General features: G+C 45.6%; 16 protein-coding genes and 3 pseudogenes. 14 read left to right on the top strand and 5 right to left on the bottom strand.

Annotation, left to right across the window (positions count from 1 at the left end; translation table 11 throughout):
• Positions 1 to 153: 153 nt before the first annotated feature.
• The 4 genes and pseudogenes from iscB (at position 154) to ACE1CM_RS12255 (ending at position 2,303) form a co-directional block, all read left to right on the top strand.
• A pseudogene (gene iscB / locus ACE1CM_RS12270) lies at positions 154 to 1,429 on the top strand (RNA-guided endonuclease IscB).
• 66 nt (positions 1,430 to 1,495) lie between these two features.
• Complete coding sequence (locus ACE1CM_RS12265; protein ID WP_374877756.1) at positions 1,496 to 1,810, top strand: element excision factor XisH family protein; 315 nt, start codon at positions 1,496 to 1,498, stop codon at positions 1,808 to 1,810.
• A 44-nt stretch (positions 1,811 to 1,854) separates the two neighbouring features.
• Entirely contained in the window at positions 1,855 to 1,980 is a 126-nt protein-coding gene (locus ACE1CM_RS12260) for an element excision factor XisH family protein (RefSeq protein ID WP_374877754.1), read from the top strand.
• Entirely contained in the window at positions 1,968 to 2,303 is a 336-nt protein-coding gene (locus ACE1CM_RS12255; RefSeq protein ID WP_374877753.1) for a XisI protein, read from the top strand. Before ACE1CM_RS12260 ends, ACE1CM_RS12255 begins: the two co-directional genes overlap by 13 nt.
• Before the next feature lie 47 nt (positions 2,304 to 2,350).
• On the opposite strand, the gene ACE1CM_RS12250 is transcribed toward ACE1CM_RS12255, so the two are convergent.
• From ACE1CM_RS12250 to ACE1CM_RS12235, 4 genes are all read right to left on the bottom strand, one after another.
• Entirely contained in the window at positions 2,351 to 3,211 is an 861-nt protein-coding gene (locus ACE1CM_RS12250; protein WP_374877752.1) for an O-antigen ligase family protein, read from the bottom strand.
• Positions 3,212 to 3,273: 62 nt separating this feature from the next.
• Positions 3,274 to 3,411, bottom strand: coding sequence for a transposase (locus ACE1CM_RS12245; RefSeq protein ID WP_374877758.1), 138 nt, complete (start codon positions 3,409 to 3,411; stop codon positions 3,274 to 3,276).
• A gap of 158 nt (positions 3,412 to 3,569) precedes the next feature.
• A complete protein-coding gene (locus ACE1CM_RS12240; RefSeq protein WP_374877751.1) occupies positions 3,570 to 4,232 on the bottom strand; it encodes a transposase in 663 nt (220 codons plus the stop codon).
• Positions 4,183 to 4,530: a transposase family protein gene (locus tag ACE1CM_RS12235; RefSeq protein ID WP_374877750.1), complete on the bottom strand. Its 348-nt coding sequence runs from the start codon at positions 4,528 to 4,530 to the stop codon at positions 4,183 to 4,185. Before ACE1CM_RS12235 ends, ACE1CM_RS12240 begins: the two co-directional genes overlap by 50 nt.
• Positions 4,531 to 4,703: 173 nt before the next feature.
• On the opposite strand from ACE1CM_RS12235, the gene ACE1CM_RS12230 reads away from it, so the two are divergent.
• From ACE1CM_RS12230 to ACE1CM_RS12185, 10 genes and pseudogenes are all read left to right on the top strand, one after another.
• Positions 4,704 to 5,171, top strand: a complete 468-nt coding sequence (locus tag ACE1CM_RS12230) for a MarR family winged helix-turn-helix transcriptional regulator (protein ID WP_374877749.1) — start codon at positions 4,704 to 4,706, stop codon at positions 5,169 to 5,171.
• A gap of 164 nt (positions 5,172 to 5,335) precedes the next feature.
• A complete protein-coding gene (locus tag ACE1CM_RS12225) occupies positions 5,336 to 7,105 on the top strand; it encodes an HlyD family efflux transporter periplasmic adaptor subunit (protein ID WP_374877747.1) in 1,770 nt (589 codons plus the stop codon).
• Between the two features lie 38 nt (positions 7,106 to 7,143).
• Positions 7,144 to 8,130, top strand: a complete 987-nt coding sequence (locus ACE1CM_RS12220; RefSeq protein ID WP_374877745.1) for an aldo/keto reductase — start codon at positions 7,144 to 7,146, stop codon at positions 8,128 to 8,130.
• Positions 8,131 to 8,225: 95 nt separating this feature from the next.
• Positions 8,226 to 8,990: pseudogene (locus ACE1CM_RS12215) on the top strand (SDR family NAD(P)-dependent oxidoreductase).
• A 324-nt stretch (positions 8,991 to 9,314) separates the two neighbouring features.
• The gene (locus ACE1CM_RS12210; RefSeq protein WP_374877743.1) at positions 9,315 to 10,580 is read left to right on the top strand and encodes an MFS transporter; all 1,266 of its coding nucleotides are present in this window, start codon (positions 9,315 to 9,317) and stop codon (positions 10,578 to 10,580) included.
• Positions 10,581 to 10,674: 94 nt separating this feature from the next.
• On the top strand, positions 10,675 to 12,270 hold the full coding sequence (locus ACE1CM_RS12205; protein WP_374877742.1) for a DHA2 family efflux MFS transporter permease subunit: 1,596 nt from the start codon (positions 10,675 to 10,677) through the stop codon (positions 12,268 to 12,270).
• A 918-nt stretch (positions 12,271 to 13,188) separates the two neighbouring features.
• Positions 13,189 to 14,472 carry a glycosyltransferase gene (locus tag ACE1CM_RS12200; RefSeq protein WP_374877741.1) on the top strand — a complete coding sequence of 428 codons (1,284 nt, stop codon included), beginning with the start codon at positions 13,189 to 13,191 and terminating at the stop codon, positions 14,470 to 14,472.
• A 164-nt stretch (positions 14,473 to 14,636) separates the two neighbouring features.
• Positions 14,637 to 14,912, top strand: a pseudogene (locus ACE1CM_RS12195) (hydantoinase/oxoprolinase N-terminal domain-containing protein); the annotation flags it as partial.
• A gap of 898 nt (positions 14,913 to 15,810) precedes the next feature.
• On the top strand, positions 15,811 to 17,034 hold the full coding sequence (locus ACE1CM_RS12190) for a glycosyltransferase family 4 protein (protein WP_374877740.1): 1,224 nt from the start codon (positions 15,811 to 15,813) through the stop codon (positions 17,032 to 17,034).
• A 382-nt stretch (positions 17,035 to 17,416) separates the two neighbouring features.
• Complete coding sequence (locus ACE1CM_RS12185; RefSeq protein ID WP_374877739.1) at positions 17,417 to 21,169, top strand: hydantoinase B/oxoprolinase family protein; 3,753 nt, start codon at positions 17,417 to 17,419, stop codon at positions 21,167 to 21,169.
• Positions 21,170 to 21,273: 104 nt separating this feature from the next.
• On the opposite strand, the gene ACE1CM_RS12180 is transcribed toward ACE1CM_RS12185, so the two are convergent.
• Positions 21,274 to 21,678: a hypothetical protein gene (locus ACE1CM_RS12180; RefSeq protein ID WP_226587798.1), complete on the bottom strand. Its 405-nt coding sequence runs from the start codon at positions 21,676 to 21,678 to the stop codon at positions 21,274 to 21,276.
• Positions 21,679 to 22,092: the final 414 nt, after the last annotated feature.

The raw sequence follows: 22,092 nt of genomic DNA, 5'->3' as shown, positions 1-22,092 counted from the left end.
TAGAGGCAAGAGTTAAAGACCTACTTCAGGATGCTTGCTAGTCCTGAACTCTAGAACCAGATGATTAAACAGATTTATGGGTTAAGTCAGTGTCATTTGGATAGTTACCGACCTCTAACCTTGTCGAAGCAAACATTACTTTATTGAGCAGAAATGCAAAATCACGTATTCGTTTTAGACACCAATAAACAACCTCTCAACCCTGTCACTCCCAAACGAGCCAGGGAGTTATTGACCAAGCAAAAAGCGGCTGTATTCAGGATGTATCCGTTCACACTGATACTCAAACACGCTGTTTTAAACCCAACACTCAGACCATTGACCATCAAGCTTGACCCAGGCTCTAGATTTACTGGGATTGCGGTTTTAGATGGAGAAAATGTCATCTGGGCAGCCGAGTTGGAACATAGAGGTTGGCAAATCAAAGACTCTTTGGAATCAAGACGGTCATTGCGTCGTAGTCGTCGTAACCGCAAAACTAGATATCGTCAACCCAGATTCAATAACCGCTACATGTCAGAAGGCTGGTTAGCTCCATCGTTGATGCATCGCGTTTTGACAATTGAGACTTGGGTCAAACGGCTTTGTCGTTATGCCCCAATCACATCTATCGCAATGGAGTTGGTTAAGTTTGATACCCAAGCTTTGCAAAATCCAGAAATTGATGGCGTTGAATATCAACAGGGCGAACTATTTGGTTACGAGGTGCGGGAATATCTGTTAGAGAAATGGGGGCGCAAATGCGCTTACTGCGATAAAGAAGGTGGAACACTCCAAATTGAACATATCCACCCCCGCGCCAAAGGTGGTTCCAACCGAGTATCGAATCTCACTTTGTCGTGTGAGCGATGCAATACCAAGAAAGGAACCAAATCAATAGATGAGTTCCTCAAAAAAGATGCATCTAGGTTGAAGCATATAAAACAACAAGCCAAAAAGCCACTGAAAGATGCGGCAGCCGTAAACTCAACTCGATGGAAACTGTTTCACACCTTAAAAGATATTCTGCTCACAACGACGGGGACGGGCGGACGAACTAAGTACAACCGAGTCAGGTTTGAGCTACCTAAACAACATTGGATTGATGCAGCTTGTGTTGGCAAAGTTGAAAAGCTGAATTTATTGACAACCCAACCACTGAGAATTAAATGCACTGGATGGGGAACTCGCCAAATGTGCGGTACGGATAAATATGGCTTTCCGCATCTGGCCCAGGGAACGAAAGCAAGTTCATTTTGGCTTCAGGACAGGCGATATTGCAAAAGTCGTTGTCACGTCTGGCAAGAAGATTGGTCAGTATGTTGGTCGCGTGTTGTGCCAAACCAGAGGAAGTTTTGATATTGGGACTAAATTAGGTCGAGTCACCGACATTCATCACAGGTTTTGCAAAACAATTCATAAAAAGGATGGTTATTCGTATGCTTTTTGATATTGACACGGCAGTTAAAACTGCTCGTGTCGCATTTCCTCCTCGATCTAAAGATGCGAGGCTCCCATGCTCCCGTTTTTCTTTAGGTGGGTAATCACAGCCGATCCGCTCATAATTAAGATTGAGGGTGTCAAACTTGAAATTGACTTGGCAGCAGAAAAGGTATTTGCAGCCGAGAAGGCAGGGCGAAAAATTGCCTTCGAAGTTAAAAGTTTTCTCAATAGCTCTGCCATCACTGACTTTCACTCGGCACTGGGGCAATTTTTAAATTATCGCCTCGCTTTGCAAATGAGTGATATGATGTCTTGGAAATCACCCATAATTAAAACTCTCCGCGTCTCCCTGTCCCCGCGTCTTTGCGTCAGTCCCAACTATGGGTAATCAAAGGGAGATGATATGAGCCAGACAGAACTCTTTACTTAGCAGTGCCTTTGGAAACATTTGATACCTTCTTTCAAGAGCGATTTACTCAGGAGGCTGTCAAGCTATATCAAATTAAATTATTGGTATACGATCCTCTCAAGGCGGCGATTGTTGCATGGAAAGACTAGAACATTATCGCCAATGTATTCGTAAATTACTAACCGAACACGCCACGCTTTTTGATAGTAATTCGGATATCGAATGTCAGCTGATTTTTGATGTGGAACGCGACCATTATCAGCTTTTAGATGTTGGATGGGAAGGACTCAAGCGAGTTTACAATTGTTTCATGCACTTTGATATCAAAGATGGCAAGATTTGGATTCAGCGTAATATGACCGATGTGGATGTTGCGCGGGAATTAGTAGAGATGGGCGTTGCGCCGCAGGATATCGTCTTGGGGTTGCATCCACCTTACAAGCGTCCTTATACTGGGTACGGAGTAGCTTAGATCCCCCCCTGTTGTGCCCCCCTTGACACTTTGGCAAAATATTCAGTTTATTTACCAACATTTACTTCCTTTACTCCCCAAAGACTGAGTACCCACCAAGCAATATGGGTAAATTGGGCGCACTCAAACCAGGTAAAAGTGAATGCAATATAAGCCACTGCTACTGCTTCAATACCGCCGATTGGCGACAATTGCACAAGTCTAAAACAAAATACCAGCAACCCACCGTAACAAAATAAACCCAAAACGCCTACCGATAAAGTCGTGTCTAAAATCAGATTGTGCGCTTTATAAGTAGGTATTGGCATTGTGCGTAATTGTCCATTTTTACCCCACAAGTCAAAACTGAAGTCACCCAAATTCACAATATTTGGCGTCCGATTGGGGTTTTGGATATACGGATAAGCGATGCCAAAACCATTAAATCCCCATCCGAGTAGGGGGCGCTTTTTTATACCAGTTATAGATTGCTGCCATAACCAATACCGATCTGAAGTGAGATATTTGATTGCTACTGTCTTACTGTCGAAGTTGTATCGATCAAGTGCAGAAATTTTGCGGGTAAATGAAACTGCACCGACAAATAACAAAGCTACCAAGACACTGACAAGTATTACTCTGCGATAAAGTTTAGCTTTTTCCTCACAGTAAAGCCAGTAAACGCCTGCCACAATTAAAGCGAGTACTCCCGCTCTGGTAAAGGTCAGCAACAGCGCTGGCATAATTAGAGATAACGCGAGTACTGCCTTTCGCTTACTTATCCACTTCCACTTCCAACTCACAAGTGTTAGCACTGCCACTGCTGCTAATACGAACGATGCATGACCTCGATGGGAATATAAACCAATCGGTTGTTGTTCTTTGAAAATGGTACTAGCTAAGATATTTTCTCTTAGCAATTGACCCATTGTGGCGGTGTAGTCGATGCGCCAGTCGATCGGTTGGGGGAAGGAAGATGGTTCTGCCGTACTTAGTGTGCTAAATTTTGAGGAAAATGCCAGAAAAGTAATGCCCTTACTTCAAAAGTATAAAAATTCTTAAAGCCAAAGCCACAAGGTTTTAACAATTTTAATTTGTTATTAATACCTTCCACTACTCCATTAGTTATTTTCCTCTCAAACTAGCCTACTACTTCGGCAAACCAACGCTTAATCGTTGAGACACTATTGCGGTAATATGGTTCAGCTTTCTTTAACCAATCAATTAATTTTAATGTTCCTTCTCCCTAGTTTTTACTTGACTCAAATAAGAGATGAAATTCTTCTTTCAAGTCATGCATAATTGCTCCACTCGGTGAAGCCTCTTTAACCTGTTATAATTTTTTTTCTGAGCCGATAACTTATCCTCAGCTTTCAGCAATGTATATTTACTTCCTTTTAAACTACTAAATAGTTTAGCTCTTTCTTTAGCATTTAGTGATTCTGCTGTTTTCTTTTGAGCAATTCTAGCAGAGTTTAACTCTTCATGAACTATTTTTTTCACATGAAATCTATCCACAGTTACTACTGCCGGACAGATTTTTTGGACTAAGGATTTATAATTACCACTCATATCCATACTGACTTCTTCTATCTGAAACAATATTTTTTCTCCCCATTGCTGCATCACTTTTTCTATATGTGACTGGTTTCGAGATGACACTAATCCCACTAACTTATGTGTTTCTAAGTCTACTAAAACGACAATAAATTTTCCTGGCCCTTTTACTAAACTAATTTCATCTATTCCTAAAACTTTTAAATCTTTTACATCAACTGGCCGGATTTTTTTAGCTACAGCTATTACCATTGACCAGACTTCTTCTTCTGTTAATCCATTGTTTTTTGCTACATTGCTCGCGTCACTATGAATAACTTGCTCTGTAATCACCTCGGCATATCTATAAGTAAAACGTTTTCTTTCTCCTACAAAATCCAAAGTTTCGCTCAAACAAAGGTTTTTGGCATTTCTCACACTTAAATCTTCGCCGATTTACCTTCAAAATAACTTCTCTATCCCCCATCGGTAAATCTCTTACTAGATGGCTTTTATTTTGATGAACGCGATGACTTATCTCGCCACAACGGGGGCAAGCTGCTGTTTTTTTCTCTATTCTTACAGACAATATTAATGTTTCTTCTGTTTGTTTACTATCTTCTACTATCACACCAGGTAATTTTAGTAATTTAGTCATCACTCTTTTGATAATTAATGCCAAATTCCCTGGTTTTTCTGGATTTTCTAACATTTTAGCACGCTAAGTACGGCAGAACCAAAATCTGTATTGCCAGTAGCGACCTCATCACTATAGGTCAAGGTTGTTTCCGAAAATCTTCGGCTTATATTCTTTGGTTGCTTGACACAATCCCCAAATATCTCTTATACTTATATTTAGTATACTAAACAATTACCCTAGCCGCCATGACTTCTGCATCTATTAAGCCAACCCTACCAAAACAGTTGCGACAAGTCTGCGCCCCTTATGGCTTGGGCTACCGGATTAAGCTGCTATCTCAGCTAATGGGGCGCAAGTTTCAAGAACGACTCGATCCTTACGGGCTGACTCCGTTCCACTGGGTGGTATTGTGCTGTTTGTGGGAAGAAGACGGTTTACCTACTTGTGCGATTGGCGAGAAATTGCAACAGGTGGGGGGCACCCTCACAGGCGTACTCGATCGCATGGAAGAACGGGGACTGATTCGCCGCGAAAGGGATACGCGCGATCGCCGCATCTGGCGCATCTGGCTGACAGACGCCGCGGCGCAACTCCAAGAAATTTTACCCCCAATTGCCCTGGAAATGCGCGAGCAGATTCTGCAAGGCATTCCAGCAGAAGAGCAACAGCTGTTTTCCCAACTGGTAGATCTTGCGATCGCTAATCTCTCCTAGCTATCCTTTTCTCCCAGCGGGCAGAAGCCCATATTCTTAATTTTTGTTAAATGTTTAGTGTACGAAATAAAAGCAGTATAATCTAAACATCATAGATATTACGGACGCGAAATAAATAGGTTTTTATTCACGTACAACCAAATAAACTGCTAAGGAAGGCAACAATGGAACGCACAAAAACGGCTGTATTAAACGGAAGCAAACCCCAGGTAGAAGAGGCGGAGGGGGTAGTAACGATCGCACCCGAAGTGATTCCTGAGACAGCGCCTGCGCCTGCACCGAAGCGGGCGAAACCGAAACGGCCTGTAAAAGGGATTTTGGCAGTATTGGGAGTGGGAGCGATCGCGGGAGCCGGTACGTTTGGCTACAACTGGTGGCAGTATGGAGCCACCCACCAAGAAACCGACAACGCCACAGTAATCGGACACGTTCATAACGTAGCGAGTCGCATCAACGGCACGGTTAGCAGCGTGCTGGTAAACGATAACCAAATAGTCAAACAAGGCGACTTGCTAGTTAAACTCGATCCGCGCGACTACCAAGTTAAAGTACAACAAGCCGAAGCGGCACTACAAGCGGCAAAAAGTCAAGCCACTGCCGCAAGTGCGAACATCGCTTTATCGGCAGAAACAGCATCGGCGAAAACAACTCAAGCCCAAGGGGATGTGAGCAACGCCGTGGCGGGGATAGATACAGCCAAAGCCGCGCTGGCGGAAGCCGAATCGGGCGTACCCGCAGCCGTGGCGGCGCTGAATCAAGCCCAAGCCGGAGTACCGCAAGCGCAAGCCGCCGTACAAGCCGCCCAAGCCGGAGTACCGCAAGCGCAAGCGGCTGTAGAAGCAGCCATTGCTGGAGTTAGTCAAGCCCAAGCCGCATTGCAAGAAGCGCAAGCCGGAGTGCCGCGGGCGCAAGCATCTGTGCAAGAAGCGCAAGCGGGGATACCAGCGGCACAAAGCCAGGTACAACAAGCGGAAGCGAACTTGCAAAGAGTGCAAACAGACTATCAGCGGTATCAAAGTTTATTCCAACAAGGAGCGATCGCGCGCCAACAACTCGACGCCGCCAAAGCCGCCTACGACGTAGCCGTAGCGCAAAGAAACGCCGCGGTGCAAGGGGTGCAACAAGCACAAGCCCGCGTAGCCCAAGCGCAAGAAAATGTAGCCCAAGCGCAAGCCAAAGTCGCGCAAGCAAGAGTTGGCGTTACCAGCGCCCAAGCGGCTGTCGCCCAAGCACAACAAGGCGTTACCAGGGCGCAAGCGCAAGTGGCACAAGCACAACAAGGCGTTACTAGCGCGCAAGCGCAAGTAGCAGCCGCGAGAGAAGGAATTACTAGGGCGCAAGCCAAAGTTGCACAAGCTAGAGAAGGGATTACCAGCGCCCAAGCGAAACTGGCAACTTCTAGAGGTGGACTGCAACAAGCCACGGCGGGAAATCAACAAACCGAAGTGAATCGGCGTCAGTACGAAGCGGCGCAGGCTGCGATCGCATCAGCCCAAGCATCGCTATCCGACGCACAATTGCAACTATCTTATACCGATATCGCCGCTCCAGCCGATGGCACAGTCGGGCGCAAATCCGTAGAAGTTGGGCAAAGAGTGCAAGCGGGAACGCCTTTAATGGCAATAGTCAGCAACGATATTTGGGTAGTTGCCAACTTTAAAGAAACCCAGCTACAAAAAATGAAACCAGGGGAAGAAGTAGAAATCAAGCTTGATGCTTTCCCGAATCAAACCTTTAAAGGTAAAGTTGATAGCTTTTCTCCTGCTAGTGGTTCTCAGTTCGCATTGTTACCGCCAGATAATGCCACGGGAAACTTTACCAAAGTCGTGCAGCGGATTCCAGTCAAAATTGTCTTCGATGCTGATAGTGTCAAAGGCTACTCATCGCGAATTGCTCCCGGTATGTCTGCAAAGGTAAGCGTCGAAGTCAAATAATTGCTATCCTGAGCAATTAGCAATTAGCAATTAGCAATATGAAATACCGTCAATTAGGCAACAGTTCCATAAACGTTTCCGCGATTGGACTAGGGTGCATGGGGATGTCCGAATTTTACGGACAGCGGGATGAGGCAGAAGCGCAGTCTACCATCCACCGCGCCCTAGATTTGGGTATCAATTTTCTCGATACGGCTGATATGTACGGAGTCGGACGTAACGAGGAACTGGTGGGAAGGGCGATTAAAGACCGCCGCGCTCAAGTAATTATTGCTACTAAGTTTGGAAATGTACGGTCAGAAGATGGCGGTTTTTTAGGTGTTAATGGACGCCCGGAATATGTGAAACAAGCTGGCGATGCCAGTCTAAAACGCTTGGGAATCGAGGTAATCGACCTTTATTATCAGCATCGGGTTGACCCCAACGTGCCGATTGAAGAAACAGTTGGGGCAATGGCGGAATTAGTACAAGCTGGTAAAGTTCGTTACCTGGGACTTTCCGAAGCGGCGGCGGGAACGATTCGACGGGCAAATGCAGTTCATCCGATTAGTGCTTTGCAGACAGAATATTCGCTTTGGAGTCGAGATCCGGAAGATGAAATTTTGCCAACTTGTCGCGAATTAGGGATTACTTTTGTTGCCTATAGTCCCTTGGGGCGCGGTTTTTTGACCGGGCAAATTAAGAGGATTGACGACCTCGAACCGGATGATTGGCGGCGGAATTCACCGCGTTTCCAAGGCGATAATTTTCAGCATAATTTAGAATTAGTAAAAGCTGTGCAACAATTGGCAGATGAAAAAGGATGCACGGCTTCTCAATTAGCATTAGCTTGGCTGTTGGCGCAAGGGGAAGATATCGTCCCCATACCTGGAACGAAGAGACAGAAGTATCTGGAAGAAAATATTGCAGCGGTTGAAATTAACCTCACCCCTGAGGATTTGGCGACGATTAATAGCATAGCGCCCTTAGGTTTTGCATCTGGCGATCGCTATCCAGAATTTGCCATGCGCGCTGTCAATCTTTAACCGGAATTACGCAAAGAAACCGGGTCTCTAGGCTTGTGATAGCCAAGTAATTGGTATCCTAAGCAATTAGCAATTAGCAATTAGCAATTAGCAACATGAAATCGAAATCTATGTTGATGAAAGACAGAATTGCCCTCGTTACAGGTGCGAGTCGGGGTATTGGCGCAGCTACCGCTACACTTTTAGCCCGCCACGGGGCGGCAGTTGGCATTAATTACTACAGTAACCCAGCGGCGGCACAAGAAGTAGTCAAGGCAATTGAAGCAGAAGGTGGTAAAGCTTTTGCAGTCAAAGCGGACGTGACAAACAACGACGAAGTGAAGGCAATGGTGCAGCAGGTAATTGAAGCAATTGGCCCCATCGATACATTAATATTAAACGCCGCATGGCCGTTTCCCATCGCTCCATTTTTAGAGTATAAATGGGAAGATTTCGAGCATAAAGTTTTATCGTAACTGAAAAGCACTTTCTTTCCTTGTCAAGCCGTAATTCCCTCGATGATCGAACAAAAAAAGGGTTGCATTATTGTTATTAGCACCGGGCTTTCTCGCCATCCCGCCCCTGGATTTTCATCCCACACTACAGCAAAATCAGCATTGGATGGCTTAGTAAAAAGCTTAGCACTGGAATTAGGCCCCCACGGCATTCGAGTTAACGCCGTAGCACCTGGTTTAACTATCACAGATGCTACGGCTTTTTTACCTCAAGAAAGCAAGGATGCATCTGCCCAAATGACTCCTTTAAGAAGGAATGGAATGCCTGAAGATATTGCGGGCGCTATTCTACTCTTAGCTGCCGACGAAGCAAAGTTTATCACGGGAACTTACCTGCCCGTCAGTGGGGGAATACAGATGATTTGATGGGATACAGTTGACAGTTGACAGTTGACAGTTGACAGTTAGTCAAGCTTCCTAGAAGGAGGGAAGTTTAAGTCCCGTTTTTCTTTGATAATTGTCCACTGTCCACTGTCCACTACCAGGTCATATTAATTCTGTAGGGTGCGTTAGCGGTGTAGGGCATCGCCACTGCCATAGTTTACCCTGCCATCGGCATTACTGTGTGTATGGGCAATTAGCAATTAGCAATTAGCAATTAGCAAGTCTTTAGCAGGATGGCAAAAGGAAAACAATTGTGTAGAATTATTAAGATAATACTATAAAATCAATCTGAAGGACGATACCGGCATGGGGATAGGCGCGAGAAAGTGGATACCGGACATACCGGCTTTTAGGTCGAGAAACTATCGCCTTTTCTTTGCAGGACAAGGGTTATCTCTGATTGGAAGTTGGATGACGCAAGTGGCGACAGTTTGGCTGGTTTATCAGTTAAGCGCGTCGCCTTGGTTGTTGGGAATTGTGGGATTTACCAGCCAAATTCCCAGTTTAATTTTCTTGCCGTTTGCGGGTGTTTTGGTCGATCGATGGAATCGGCATCAAGTGATTATTTGGACTCAAATCCTCTCGATGATTCAGTCGTTAACCCTAGCGGTGTTAGCGCTGACGGGGGTGGTGGATATTTGGCATTTGATTGGATTGAGTTTATTTCAAGGAATTGTCAATTCATTTGATGCCCCGGCGCGCCAAGCTTTTGTGCCGGAAATTATCGAAAGAAAAGAGGATTTGGCGAATGCGATCGCCATCAACGCCTCTATGTTCAACGGTGCCAGATTAATTGGTCCCGCCGCCGCCGGAGTGGTACTCGCCACATATAGCGCGGGGGTTTGCTTTTTAATCGACGGCATCAGCTACATTGCGGTTATTATCGCATTATTAGCGATGAAACTCAAGCCCCGAACGATAAAACCAGTTAGCGGTAATGCGTTACAAAGATTGAAAGAAGGCTTTGCTTATACCTTTGGCTTTCCACCGATTCGCGCCATCATCTTGCTGCTAGCATTAGTCAGTTTTTGGGGAATGCAATATACGGTTTTAGTGCCAATTTTTGCCACCAAAATATTGAACGGCGGCCCCGATGCGTTAGGGTTTTTAATGGCAGCATCGGGAATCGGCGCGCTGTTTGGTGCGGTGTATTTGAGTACGCGCAAAAGTATCATCGGAATTGGGAAAATCATCGCCTATTCTCCGGCGCTGTTGGGAATAGCAATCGTGGGATTTGCTGTATCCCGCGTCATGTGGCTTTCCTTACTGATGATGTTGTTAAGCGGAGTGGGTTTCATTCTGCAATTTGCCTCTAGCAATACATTTGTCCAAACGATTGTGGAAGATGATAAACGGGCAAGAGTCCTCAGCATCTATACAATGGCATTTTTTGGCGTCATACCCTTTGGCAATTTATTCGCTGGTGGTTTGGCGAACTACATCGGCGCGCCGAATACGTTAATGATCGGCGGCGTTATTTGCATTTTAGGTTCAATTTATTTCGCCCGACAGTTACCGAGTTTAAAACCTTTAGTTCAGCCAATTTATGCCAAACTAGGCATTACTTCGTAGCCCAGAAAGAAACCCGGTTTTTTTGAAAAAACCGGGTTTATGAATTAACCAAATCTAAAATCTAAAATCTAAAATCTAAAATCGGAGTATTCCAATGACCGACACTCGTGCATCTAGCCAGCAAAATCAAAACCCTCCCGCCCCACCCCAACAAGTTTCTTTTAAAACCTGGATCGGGGTTCTGGGAACAATTTTGGGTGCGTTCATGGCGGTGTTGGATATTCAAATCACCAACGCTTCCTTGCAAGATATCCAAGCAGCATTGGGTGCGACGTTAGAAGAAGGTTCCTGGATTTCTACCGCTTATCTCGTGGCAGAAATTGTCGTGATTCCCCTCACGGGATGGCTATCGCGAGTTTTTTCAATTCGCTGGTATCTTTTAGTCAATGCTGCCTTATTCATCTTCTTTTCCGTCTGTTGTGCTTGGGCGTGGAATCTGGGTTCGATGATTGTATTTCGCGCCTTGCAAGGATTCACCGGCGGCGTTTTAATCCCGATGGCGTTTACTTTTATTATTACTAATATACCTCCAGCTAAGCAGCCGATTGGTTTAGCGATGTTTGCGATTACCGCAACATTTGCTCCCTCGATTGGGCCAACTTTAGGGGGATGGTTAACGGAAAATTACGGCTGGCAATATGTGTTTTATCTTAATATCGTACCGGGATTATTATTGCTAGGGGCTGTTTGGTATGCCGTCGAACCAAAACCCCTGCAATTAGGGTTGCTAAAACAAGGCGACTGGGGCGGAATTATTTCGATGGCGATTGGTTTGGGTTCGCTGCAAGTTGTTTTAGAAGAAGGCAGTCGCAAGGATTGGTTTGAGTCGGATTTTATTGTGCGGTTAAGTATCGTTGCTGCTATTTTCCTCACCATATTTTTCGCCGTAGAACTAACCCGCAAGCGACCTTTTATTAATCTCCGTTTATTGTTACGGCGCAATTTTGGTTTAGCGAGTATCGTCAACGTATCTTTGGGAGTGGGGTTATACGGGTCGATTTATATTTTGCCGCTTTATTTAGCCCAAATTCAAAGATACAACGCGATGCAAATTGGCGAAGTAATTATGTGGGCGGGAGTCCCCCAGTTATTTATCGTCCCATTAGTGCCAAAATTAATGCAGCGAATCGATATTCGCGTTTTGATTGGAGTGGGAGTCAGTTTATTTGCGGTCAGCTGTTTTATGAACTCGAGTATGACCCACGATACGGGTATCGATCAGTTGCGTTGGTCCCAATTAGTCCGGGCGATGGGACAACCTTTGATTATGGTACCGCTTTCCACAATTGCGACCGCTGGAATTGAAGCAGAAAATGCTGGGTCTGCTTCCGGGTTATTCAATATGATGCGAAATTTGGGCGGTTCAATTGGCATTGCCATATTGGCAACTTTATTGACCCAGCGAGAACAATTTCACTCGAATCGCTTGGGGGATGCAGTTTCGCTATACAATCAGGCAACGCAGCAGCGAATTGACCAGTTGACTCAATATTTTATCAGTCGCGGATCGGATTTGGTGACGGCGCAAAATCAAGCGCTTCAGGCGATTAGCAATATTGTTCGCCGGGAAGCGTTTGTGATGGCGTTTAACGATTGCTTTTACTTTGTGGCGTGGACTTTGTTGTTAAGTGGCGTTGCCATCTTGTTCTTTAAGAAAGTTAAAGCGACTGGCGGCGCTGCTGCACATTAACAAATTCCGCGAAATTCCCCATCCGCCTATGGAGTGGGGATGGATAGCGGCGAAAAGTTAGACAAATTGTAGGTTGGGTTTCACTGTCGTTCCACCCAACCAGTTATATCATGTCCGGCTTTTCACCCTTAATTAAAATTCTCCGCGTCCTCGTGTCCTTAGCGTCCCCGCGTCAGTCCTAACTAAGGGTATTCCAGCGGACACGATATTACAGCGGATTGCTTTTCCAGTCAGGTACAGTCTTTTGACACAACAGCAGTGTGCAGGCACCTTTAGGGGTGCCAGCACACTGCGAAGGAAGGTGTACCTCATACGGCTGCAATCCGCTATATATCAGAACGGGGCGGGTTGATCAATACAACTAAAGGTTGAGGGTATTATATGATGTCTGCCTAATTACCCTGAATAAAAATCTCAGAGTATCACCGTGTCACCGTGTTATTCCTAACTATGGGTGAAGAACCGGACATGATATTACCCGCCCATACACCATTAAATATGCAAGTCCGATGCTACCGAACACGATATTAGTCTGCTGGTTTTGGGTTTCGTGATTAACGTCAATATATTGAAAATCAGTGAAATTACTTGAAAAAATCTGAATTGCTTGTCTGGCAAGGCTTTGATCGCATCAAAAACTGAAAAACCATCGGCTTTGAACGCAACAGGACTTACGCAAACACCAAAGTTTCTATGCTAAAGGTGATGGTCTCGTCCTGCGTAAGTCCTGGGAAATTATTCTGGGTAGCCACCGCCTACTTCAGTAGAAATAATTATTTTTGATTTTTGCGTACTTATACCGTTGGATTTTAGTTGAGCTAAAAGAGATATTAAGGTTAGCTCCAATGTAATTGGAGTAAAGAACAAATAAAAGCCTAAAGTACAGGTCAATAAATAAAATTGTCCGGGAGAAAAATCATGAAAAGAAAAGGCATGTTACTGGTTCTACCCGTTCCTTTCTTGGTTAAAGAAAATCGGCTGTTTTTTGATACACAAGCTTGCAATGGATTGGAACGGTGGGCAGATAATTTTGAGTCGGTAATTGTGGCTGCACCGACTATACCAGAAGCGCTGGCGGCACAAGAAAAAACTATGACTTGGCGCGATACGGCAACTTTAGAAAAACCAGAAAGATTTAAATTAGTGCCGTTACCTTGGGCCTATAAAATATCCGACTTTATTTATTGTTATAGTAGGGTGCGGGCGCAGCTAGCAGAATTAATCGAAAACAGCGAGTATCTCCAATTTGCCATTAACGGATTGATGGGGGATTGGGCGGTGATCGCAGCCCTAGAAGCGCGCAAACAAGGCAGACAGTATGCTATTCACACCGATTGGGTAACGCATGATGTGGTTTTAAAATCTGCCAGAGGAGCAAGTTTAAAAAAACGCATCAAAGCCACAGTAGAAGCGCCGCTAATAGAGATGTACCACGAGCGGATTATTGAAAATTGCACCCTGGGTTTGTGGCACGGGCAAGATTGCTATTCGGCGTACAGTCCGTTTTGCAAAAATAGCTATCTGGTTCACGACATTCACCTCAAACCAGGAGATGGGATTGGCGAAAAAGAGCTGAATAAAAAAGTTTTGCGGACTAAAATAGAACCGACCCTCCGCATCTGTTACGCAGGACGTATAGAGCCAATGAAAGCGCCTTTAGACTGGGTGAAAGCAATCGGTCAGGCGCGGGATAATGGTGCTAACATTCACGCCACTTGGATCGGTGACGGCAGATTAATGGATGAAATGAAAGCGCTGATTGAAAAGCTGGATCTAAATTCTTGTATTGAGGTAACTGGATGGGAGAAAAATCGAGATAAACTGCTCCAGCGCATCAAGGAATCTCACATGATGCTGTTTACCCACGTGACAAAAGAATCACCGCGTTGCCTGATCGAAGCGCTAGTCTGCGGAACGCCGATCGTAGGTTATCAAAATAGCTATGCTGACGAACTGATTGGGGATTTTGGCGGTGGTAAGTTCGTGGCAATGGGGAATTGGCAAAAACTCGGCGATCTGCTGGTAACTTTGTCCAAAGAGCGACAGCAATTGTCAAATTTGATCCGAGAAGCTGGTGAAAACGGTAAGCGATTCAACGATCAGGCTGTTTTTCACGAACGCAGCAACTTGATTAAAAAACACCTGGGTGTATCTACGCTTCCGGAAATGCTTACCCCACAGCGCCAGCAAAGCTTGGTTTAAAATTGGACTTCTGCAAAAAAGATTTGGCGCCGCCCGGATGCCTACCCGACAAAAAAAGCTAAAGTTATTGTGGGGTGCGCGTCTCGGCAGACAGAGGTATGCGATCGCGCTGGTATAACTTTTCGCACCTACACCATATATTTTATTTGCAGGCTCGGTAATGAATGAACAATAACCAATGGCAATTGTTTATCGATCGCCGCGGTACATTTACCGATATTGTGGCGCGGCGTCCCGATGGTAAGCTAGTAAGACACAAGCTGCTATCGGAAAATCCCTCACGCTACAAAGATGCAGCGGTGCAAGGAATTCGGGAGATTTGAGGAATTGATGTTAATGCACCCATCCCCGCAAAACAAATAGAAGCTGTCAAAATGGGGACAACGGTAGCGATGAATGCGCTATTGGAAAGGAAAGGATCCCCCACAGTCCTTCTAATTAACTCAAGTTGCTAGTTACATCCCAAGGCATTGAAACTTTGGTGATCTGAAAAATCGTGGGTTTGACAGCGAGAAATTAACTCTGAAACCGGGTTTCTGACGCCAAAGAAACCCGGTTTCTGACTGCTAGGATCTGCCGTGGAAGGGGAATGGGTAATTGTCAAGAGTAGACTCAGCCATGAATCCAATTACCAATTACCAATTTGAATAACTAGCAACTTGCGTTAATTACCAAAGGTTTTAAACACGCCCTCCCCATCGGCTATCAAAACCGCCTGGATATCCGTCATATAATATGCCAGAAATGCTCTAAGAGCAAGTCATCGAAGTTGAACAACGCTACAGCGCTCTTGGTGAAGAATTAATTCGAGTTAATTTTGATAGTTTCCGCCCCGCTTTGCCAGCTACAGATATTTTTTTCACAAAACTATACATAAACTTTAATATACTGAACAACGCTTTTACGTAAAGCTATGATGAACTGCTTGTCTGGCAAAGGTTTTGATAAATAAACCACCTTAAAAAATCTCTGGTTTACTCGAAGAAAATGGACTAAAATTACACAAAAAATTTGAGATAAAATAAGTATTTTTACCCTTGGAAAAATCGAGAAAAAAAATCAATATAGGAGGTAGTTAGTTGTTGTTTACGATCGCTGCTTTAAATGGGAGATAAAAGTCTAAAAATTCCCGGATAAAATATATTTTATTGTGGAAGCAGGCTGGGGAAAAATGCAGGTTACTGGTTAGAATCGTTCCTTTTTTAGTCAAAGGAAATAGGCTGTTTATTGCTCGCCACAATAGAGAGTGAAACTAAGGCGATCTGATAGAACAATACCAAAATACCTCAATCGGATTATTATACTGTTTGTCTTAGAAAACAACCAACTGGTAAAACAATGTCCAAACAACTTCGAATACTGTATGCCGCAGGACCTGGCGATGCGATTGGAACCTATAAATATTGGATTCAAGCACAAGAAGATCCATCCCAGGTGGCAATTACCTATTCGAGTCAGTTCTACAATGCGTGTCGCAACTTGGAGGCAAAAGCCTATGTTATATCCTTGTGCGAGAAGAAACAATTCTTGCGTGACGGTCAATTCATCCTCGAACATCGTCCGAACCCGTTAAGCAGGGCATCGGGTCTGTTATATCATGTCGGTCAAGTATGGTACGGGTTGCGGTTAGTTGCGACAGCGATCGCGCATCGAACTGATGTTGCGGTGGTGGCGGAGGGTACAACCCACTGGTTTGTCTTGTCCCTAATGACTTGGTTGGGAGTGAAAGCGATCCCGACAATACACTGTACCCTGTGGTGTAAGTTTCTGCCCCAACGTCGGGTGGAGAAAATAATCTTAGGACTGAACCGAAATTTCTTTGCTAAAGACTGTACGGCGATCTTGGGGATTGGGAATGAAGTTGCAAAGCAAGTGGCGCAACTCACATCTGGTCAGCACCAACCAATTGTGGAATTCATCCCCACCTACAGTACAAAAGAGTTTGTAGGAGTAGGAGAACCCGATGAGAAGCGATCGCCGTTTCGGGTGCTGTTTGCAGGACGGATAGAACGAAATAAAGGCGTTTTCGATCTGCTGCAAATTGCCAAGCGCTTTCAGGAAATAGGCAGAGAGGATATTACGTTCGATATTTGCGGAACTGGGTCGGCGCTGGAGTCCTGGCGCCAAGAGGCAAAACTAGCTGGGGTTGAGTCCTTTTTTACCTATCACGGATACTACAACAAGCCAAAAATGCAGGAGATGTACAAGACTTGCCATGTCGTTATCGTGCCGACGCGGACTGACTTTGTAGAGGGATTTAATAAAGTTGTAGCAGAAGGCGTTCTAGCGGGTCGTCCCGTAGTGACCTCAGCAGTCTGTCCAGGGATATCCTACGTGGGCGACGCGATTGTGGAAGTTCCACCTAATGATACCAAAGCCTATGGCGATGCCTTGCTAGAGTTGTGCGACAACCGCCAGTTCTACGAACAAAAGCGACAAAATTGTTTAGCATGGCAAGCGCAATTTTACGATTCCTCCCACAGCTGGGAGGCGGCATTTAAATCTGTAATTATGACAATTAATCAGGAGAATAACCTCAAGGCTAAACTTGATTTGCTGTAGGTTGGGGTGATTGATTCAGGGAAAGAAAGCGGGTTTTTGCCATAGATAAATAGCGACCCTCCTATCACCAAAGTTTCTTGCTGCGCTCTCTCGTTCCCTTTCCCGACGATTTTTCAGAGAAACCCGGTTTTTGCAAAAAAAAAAGTGGACGCCAAACGTGTGATTGGGCCTCACCGTCTGCAATTGAGCAAGGTGTCACGTGATAGGATAACAGATAACGTAGTCTGGCTACACCGTGACAACAATTTGTCTGAGCAGCTTCAACCGTACCTGGTTGCTATTGATCAACTCTAGGTGAGAAAATGCGATCGCGCTTGCTTAACTGGGCGCACCTACACCATATCTTTAGTTGTAGTACGAATAGTTGCAGGAGCGGTAACCCATGAACAATAACCAATGGCAATTCTTTATCGATCGCGGCGGTACATTTACAGATATTGTTGCTAGACGTCCTGACGGACAGCTAGTAATACACAAGCTGCTATCGGAAAATCCCTCACGCTACAAAGATGCAGCGGTGCAAGGTATTCGGGAGATTTTAGGAATTTCTACCAATGCACCCATCCCCTCAGAACAAATAGACGTCGTCAAAATGGGGACAACGGTGGCAACGAATGCGCTATTGGAAAGGAAAGGATCCCCCACAGTCCTTCTAATTACCAAAGGTTTTAAAGACGCCCTCCGCATCGGCTATCAAAACCGCCCGGATATCTTCGCCCGTCATATAATATTGCCAGAAATGCTCTACGAGCAAGTCATCGAAGTCGAAGAACGCTACAGCGCCCAAGGTGAAGAATTAATTCCAGTTAATATTGCCAGTTTCCGCCCCGCTTTGCAAGCTGCCTACCATGGCGGGATTCGCAGTTGTGCCATTGTCTTGATGCACGGATATCGCTATAGGGAACACGAGCAACAAGTGGCAGCAGTAGCAAGAGAAATCGGCTTTCCCCAAATCTCAGTTTCCCATCAAGTCAGCCCATTAATGAAACTCGTCAGTCGCGGCGATACCACCGTCGTCGATGCCTATCTTTCCCCCATCCTGCGCCAATATGTAAACCAAATCGCCACCCAGTTAACAGCAAATCGGGACGATTGCCAATTACCAAAATTGATGTTCATGCAATCCAACGGGGGACTTACCGACGCACAGAACTTTCAAGGGAAAGATAGCATATTATCCGGCCCCGCTGGCGGTATTGTCGGGGCTGTGCAAACCAGTTTAATTGCCGGTTTCGATAAAATTATTACTTTTGATATGGGTGGCACTTCCACCGACGTTGCACATTATGCAGGGGAATACGAACGCACATTTGAAACCGAAGTTGCAGGTGTGCGCTTGCGATCGCCGATGATGGCAATTCACACCGTTGCGGCTGGTGGAGGTTCGATTATATACTTTGATGGTTCGCGTTATCGCGTAGGGCCGTCATCGGCAGGGGCAAATCCCGGCCCCGCTTGTTATCGCCAAGGAGGCCCGTTGACGGTGACGGATTGCAATGTGATGGTGGGCAAGTTGCAGCCAGAGTTTTTCCCCAAAGCCTTCGGCGAAAATGCCGATTTGCCGCTGGATGTGGAGGTTGTGCAACAGAAGTTTAACGCTCTGGCACGGCAGATTGGGGACGGGCGAAGTCCGGAGGAAGTGGCAGCAGGGTTTTTAGCAATCGCTGTCGATAAAATGGCAAACGCAATCAAAAAAATCTCGCTAGAACGGGGATATGATGTATCGGAATATACGCTATGTTGTTTCGGGGGTGCAGGAGGACAGCACGCTTGTTTAATTGCGGATGCGCTGGGGATGAAGCAGGTGTTTGTTCATCCTTACGCGGGTGTGTTATCGGCGTATGGTATGGGTTTGGCGGATGAGCGAGTCATCCGGGAATGTGCGGTAGAAGCCAAGTTAACAGCTCAATTACTACCAGAATTACAGCAGCAGTTATCGCAGTTAGCAAGAGAGGCAGAAGAAGAATTGAACCGCCAAGACGCAGAGAACGCAGAGGAAGAAGAGAAATCCCTACATCCGCGTGAAAAATCCGTAGATCAGAAAGACTTGAACCGCCAAGACGCCAAGGACGCCAAGCAAGAAGAGAAATCCCTACATCCGCGTGAAAAATCAGTGATGTGCAAGGTTCATTTGCGTTATGAAGCAACGGATTCGTCTTTAATTGTTGATTTTGGCGATGTTGTGGAAATGCGGCGGCGGTTTGAGGAGGCGCATCGCCAGCGTTACGGTTTTGTTGTACCAGAAAAAGGGTTAATTGTGGAAGCGGTTTCTGTTGAAGTTATTGGGAAAAGTGATATTCCAGAAGAACCGATAATTGAACGGAAAATAAATGAAAATGCCGCGCCTGTGGCAGTGGGAATGTTTACGGGAAATACTTGGCACGAAACACCGATTTTTAAGCGCGAAGGTTTGCAACCGGGTGACTGGATTTTGGGTCCGGCTATTATTGTTGAAGCAACTGGCACAAATGTCATCGAACCAGGTTGGCAAGCGGCAGTCACAAACAGAAATCATCTGGTTTTATCCAAAGTTAGTAGTGAGGAATTTAGTTGTTACAAGAGAAAAGTAAAGTCCTTAGTACAAACGGATCCGGTGATGTTGGAGATTTTTAATAATTTGTTTGGCGCGATCGCCGAACAAATGGGCATCACTTTGCAAAATACTGCTGCGTCGGTCAATATTAAGGAAAGGCTCGATTTTTCTTGTGCCATTTTTGATGGGTTTGGGCAATTAGTCGCGAATGCGCCCCACATTCCCGTTCATTTGGGGTCGATGAGTGAAAGTGTTAAAAGTTTGATTGACGCCCAAGGAGATAATATTAAGCCTGGTGATGTTTATGTTTTAAATAATCCCTATAATGGTGGGACGCACCTACCGGATATTACTGTGATTAGTCCTGTTTTCTCTCCCCCCCTTAAAAAGGGGGGGCAAGGGGGGGATCTACTCTTCTATGTCGCCTCGCGAGGACACCACGCGGATATCGGCGGGATTACTCCGGGTTCGATGCCACCTAATAGTACTACGGTGGAAGAGGAAGGTGTATTGATTGATAATTTTCAGTTGGTAGAAGCGGGACGTTTCCGCGAAAAAGAAATCCTGGAAATCCTCGCATCGGGGGATTATCCTGCCCGAAATTCGCCTCAGAATATTGCCGATTTGCAAGCGCAAATTGCTGCGAACGAACGCGGGGTTCAAGAATTGCACAAAATGGTTGAACATTATGGGTTAGAAACTGTACAAGCTTATATGAGATTTGTGCAGGATAATGCGGAAGAATCTGTGCGTCGCGTTATCGATGTGCTGAAAGATGGTAGTTTTACCTGTTGTTTGGATAATCGTAGCAAGATTCAAGTTGCGATTACTATCGATAAATATACTCGCAGTGCAAAAATAGATTTTAGCGGCACTTCCCCACAAGTGCAGAGTAATTTTAATGCGCCAGCAGCGGTGTGCAAGGCAGCGGTTTTATACGTTTTCCGCACTCTGGTGAATGACGATATTCCTCTGAATGCTGGTTGTCTTAAACCTTTGGAAATTGTGATTCCTGAAGGGTGTATGTTAAATCCGCGCTATCCTGCTGCTGTGGTGGCAGGAAATGTGGAAACTTCCCAAGCGATTACTGATGCTTTGTATGGGGCTTTGGGTGCGATCGCATCTGCTCAAGGAACGATGAATAATTTTACGTTTGGGAACGAACGATATCAATATTATGAAACGATTTGCGGCGGGTCGGGTGCGGGTGCAAATTTCGATGGCACTGATGCGGTTCATACCCATATGACGAATTCAAGGCTGACCGATCCAGAGGTTTTGGAATGGCGTTTTCCCGTGGTTTTAGAAAGTTTTGAAATTCGCCAAAATAGTGGCGGAAAAGGACTTCATCGCGGGGGAAATGGAGTGGTGCGGCGGATTCGTTTTTTGGAAAAGATGACGGCTGGAATTTTATCAGGAAGGCGGGTTATTCCTCCGTTTGGTTTGCACGGGGGTGAAGCGGGAACGGTGGGTAAAAATTGCGTGCAGCGTCGCGATGGAACAATTGAGGAATTGGGCAGTACGGCGACGGTGGAAATCAACCCTGGGGATGCGATCGCGATCGCAACTCCTGGCGGTGGCGGGTACGGTACCCCAAGATAGCGTACGCCATCTATCCTGACGCAAAGAAACCGAGTTTCTATTCTATGTCGAAACCCGGTTTCTGGCCTCGTTGAGATAGCGTACGCCATCTATCCAAGGGCAGATTACGAACGTCCGCCATTAGGCAGGGGACGCACCGGAGGCGCAGCAGCAGAACCGTAATTTACTCTACAGCCGATATTGAATATACTGGCTCCACATTCCAGCGGTACGACTTCGCCTTGCAGCATGGCGCTACAGCTAACATAACCATCGCTGTTGGTATCTTTGATCATGCACTCGATTGGTGTAGCACCCGCATGGGATGACCAAGATTTCATCCCAAACGTTGCAATCCAGTGATGCCAAAAGAAAAAGACAACGAACATCCCGACGGCAAGCGCCGCAACTGCCGTACCCAGTATCCCAAGTTTGATTCTCCCATCGAGCTGAATCCCGCTCGACGTGGCTGTTGGAGCAGTCTGCACGGTTATAGTCTCATTCGTGTTGTTTTCTTGAGAAGAAGTCATAATCTGGCAACAGAACTCGGTAAAATAGCCACCCCAGCGGGGCTTGCTTTAAGTCTACACGCATCATATAGTTGACCGCATGTATCATCTGGCTGACACTACAACTATTAACGTAAGTTGCTGGTTATAAGCTTTGGCGGTGGTAATTGGTAATTGGTAATTGGTAATTGGATTCATTGGCAGCCTACTCTTGACAATTACCTATTACCCTCGTTCCCCAGGCGGTCGCCTGGGAACGCCATTACCACTGTCAAAGGATGTAACTAGCAACTTGAGTTATTAGACTTCGGCAAAATCTCTTGTGGGTTAGGCATCCTGCCTGCCATACAGTTTCTTTTCTTTTCAGGTCAATTAGACTTCGGCAAAATCTCTTGTGGGTTAGGCATCCTGCCTGCCATACAGTTTCTTTTCTTT

The organism is Microseira sp. BLCC-F43 (assembly GCF_041929235.1).
Lineage (GTDB): Bacteria > Cyanobacteriota > Cyanobacteriia > Cyanobacteriales > Aerosakkonemataceae > Microseira.
The sequence above is the reverse complement of the archived record's forward strand: the minus strand, read 5'-3'. Positions and strand labels throughout refer to the sequence as shown.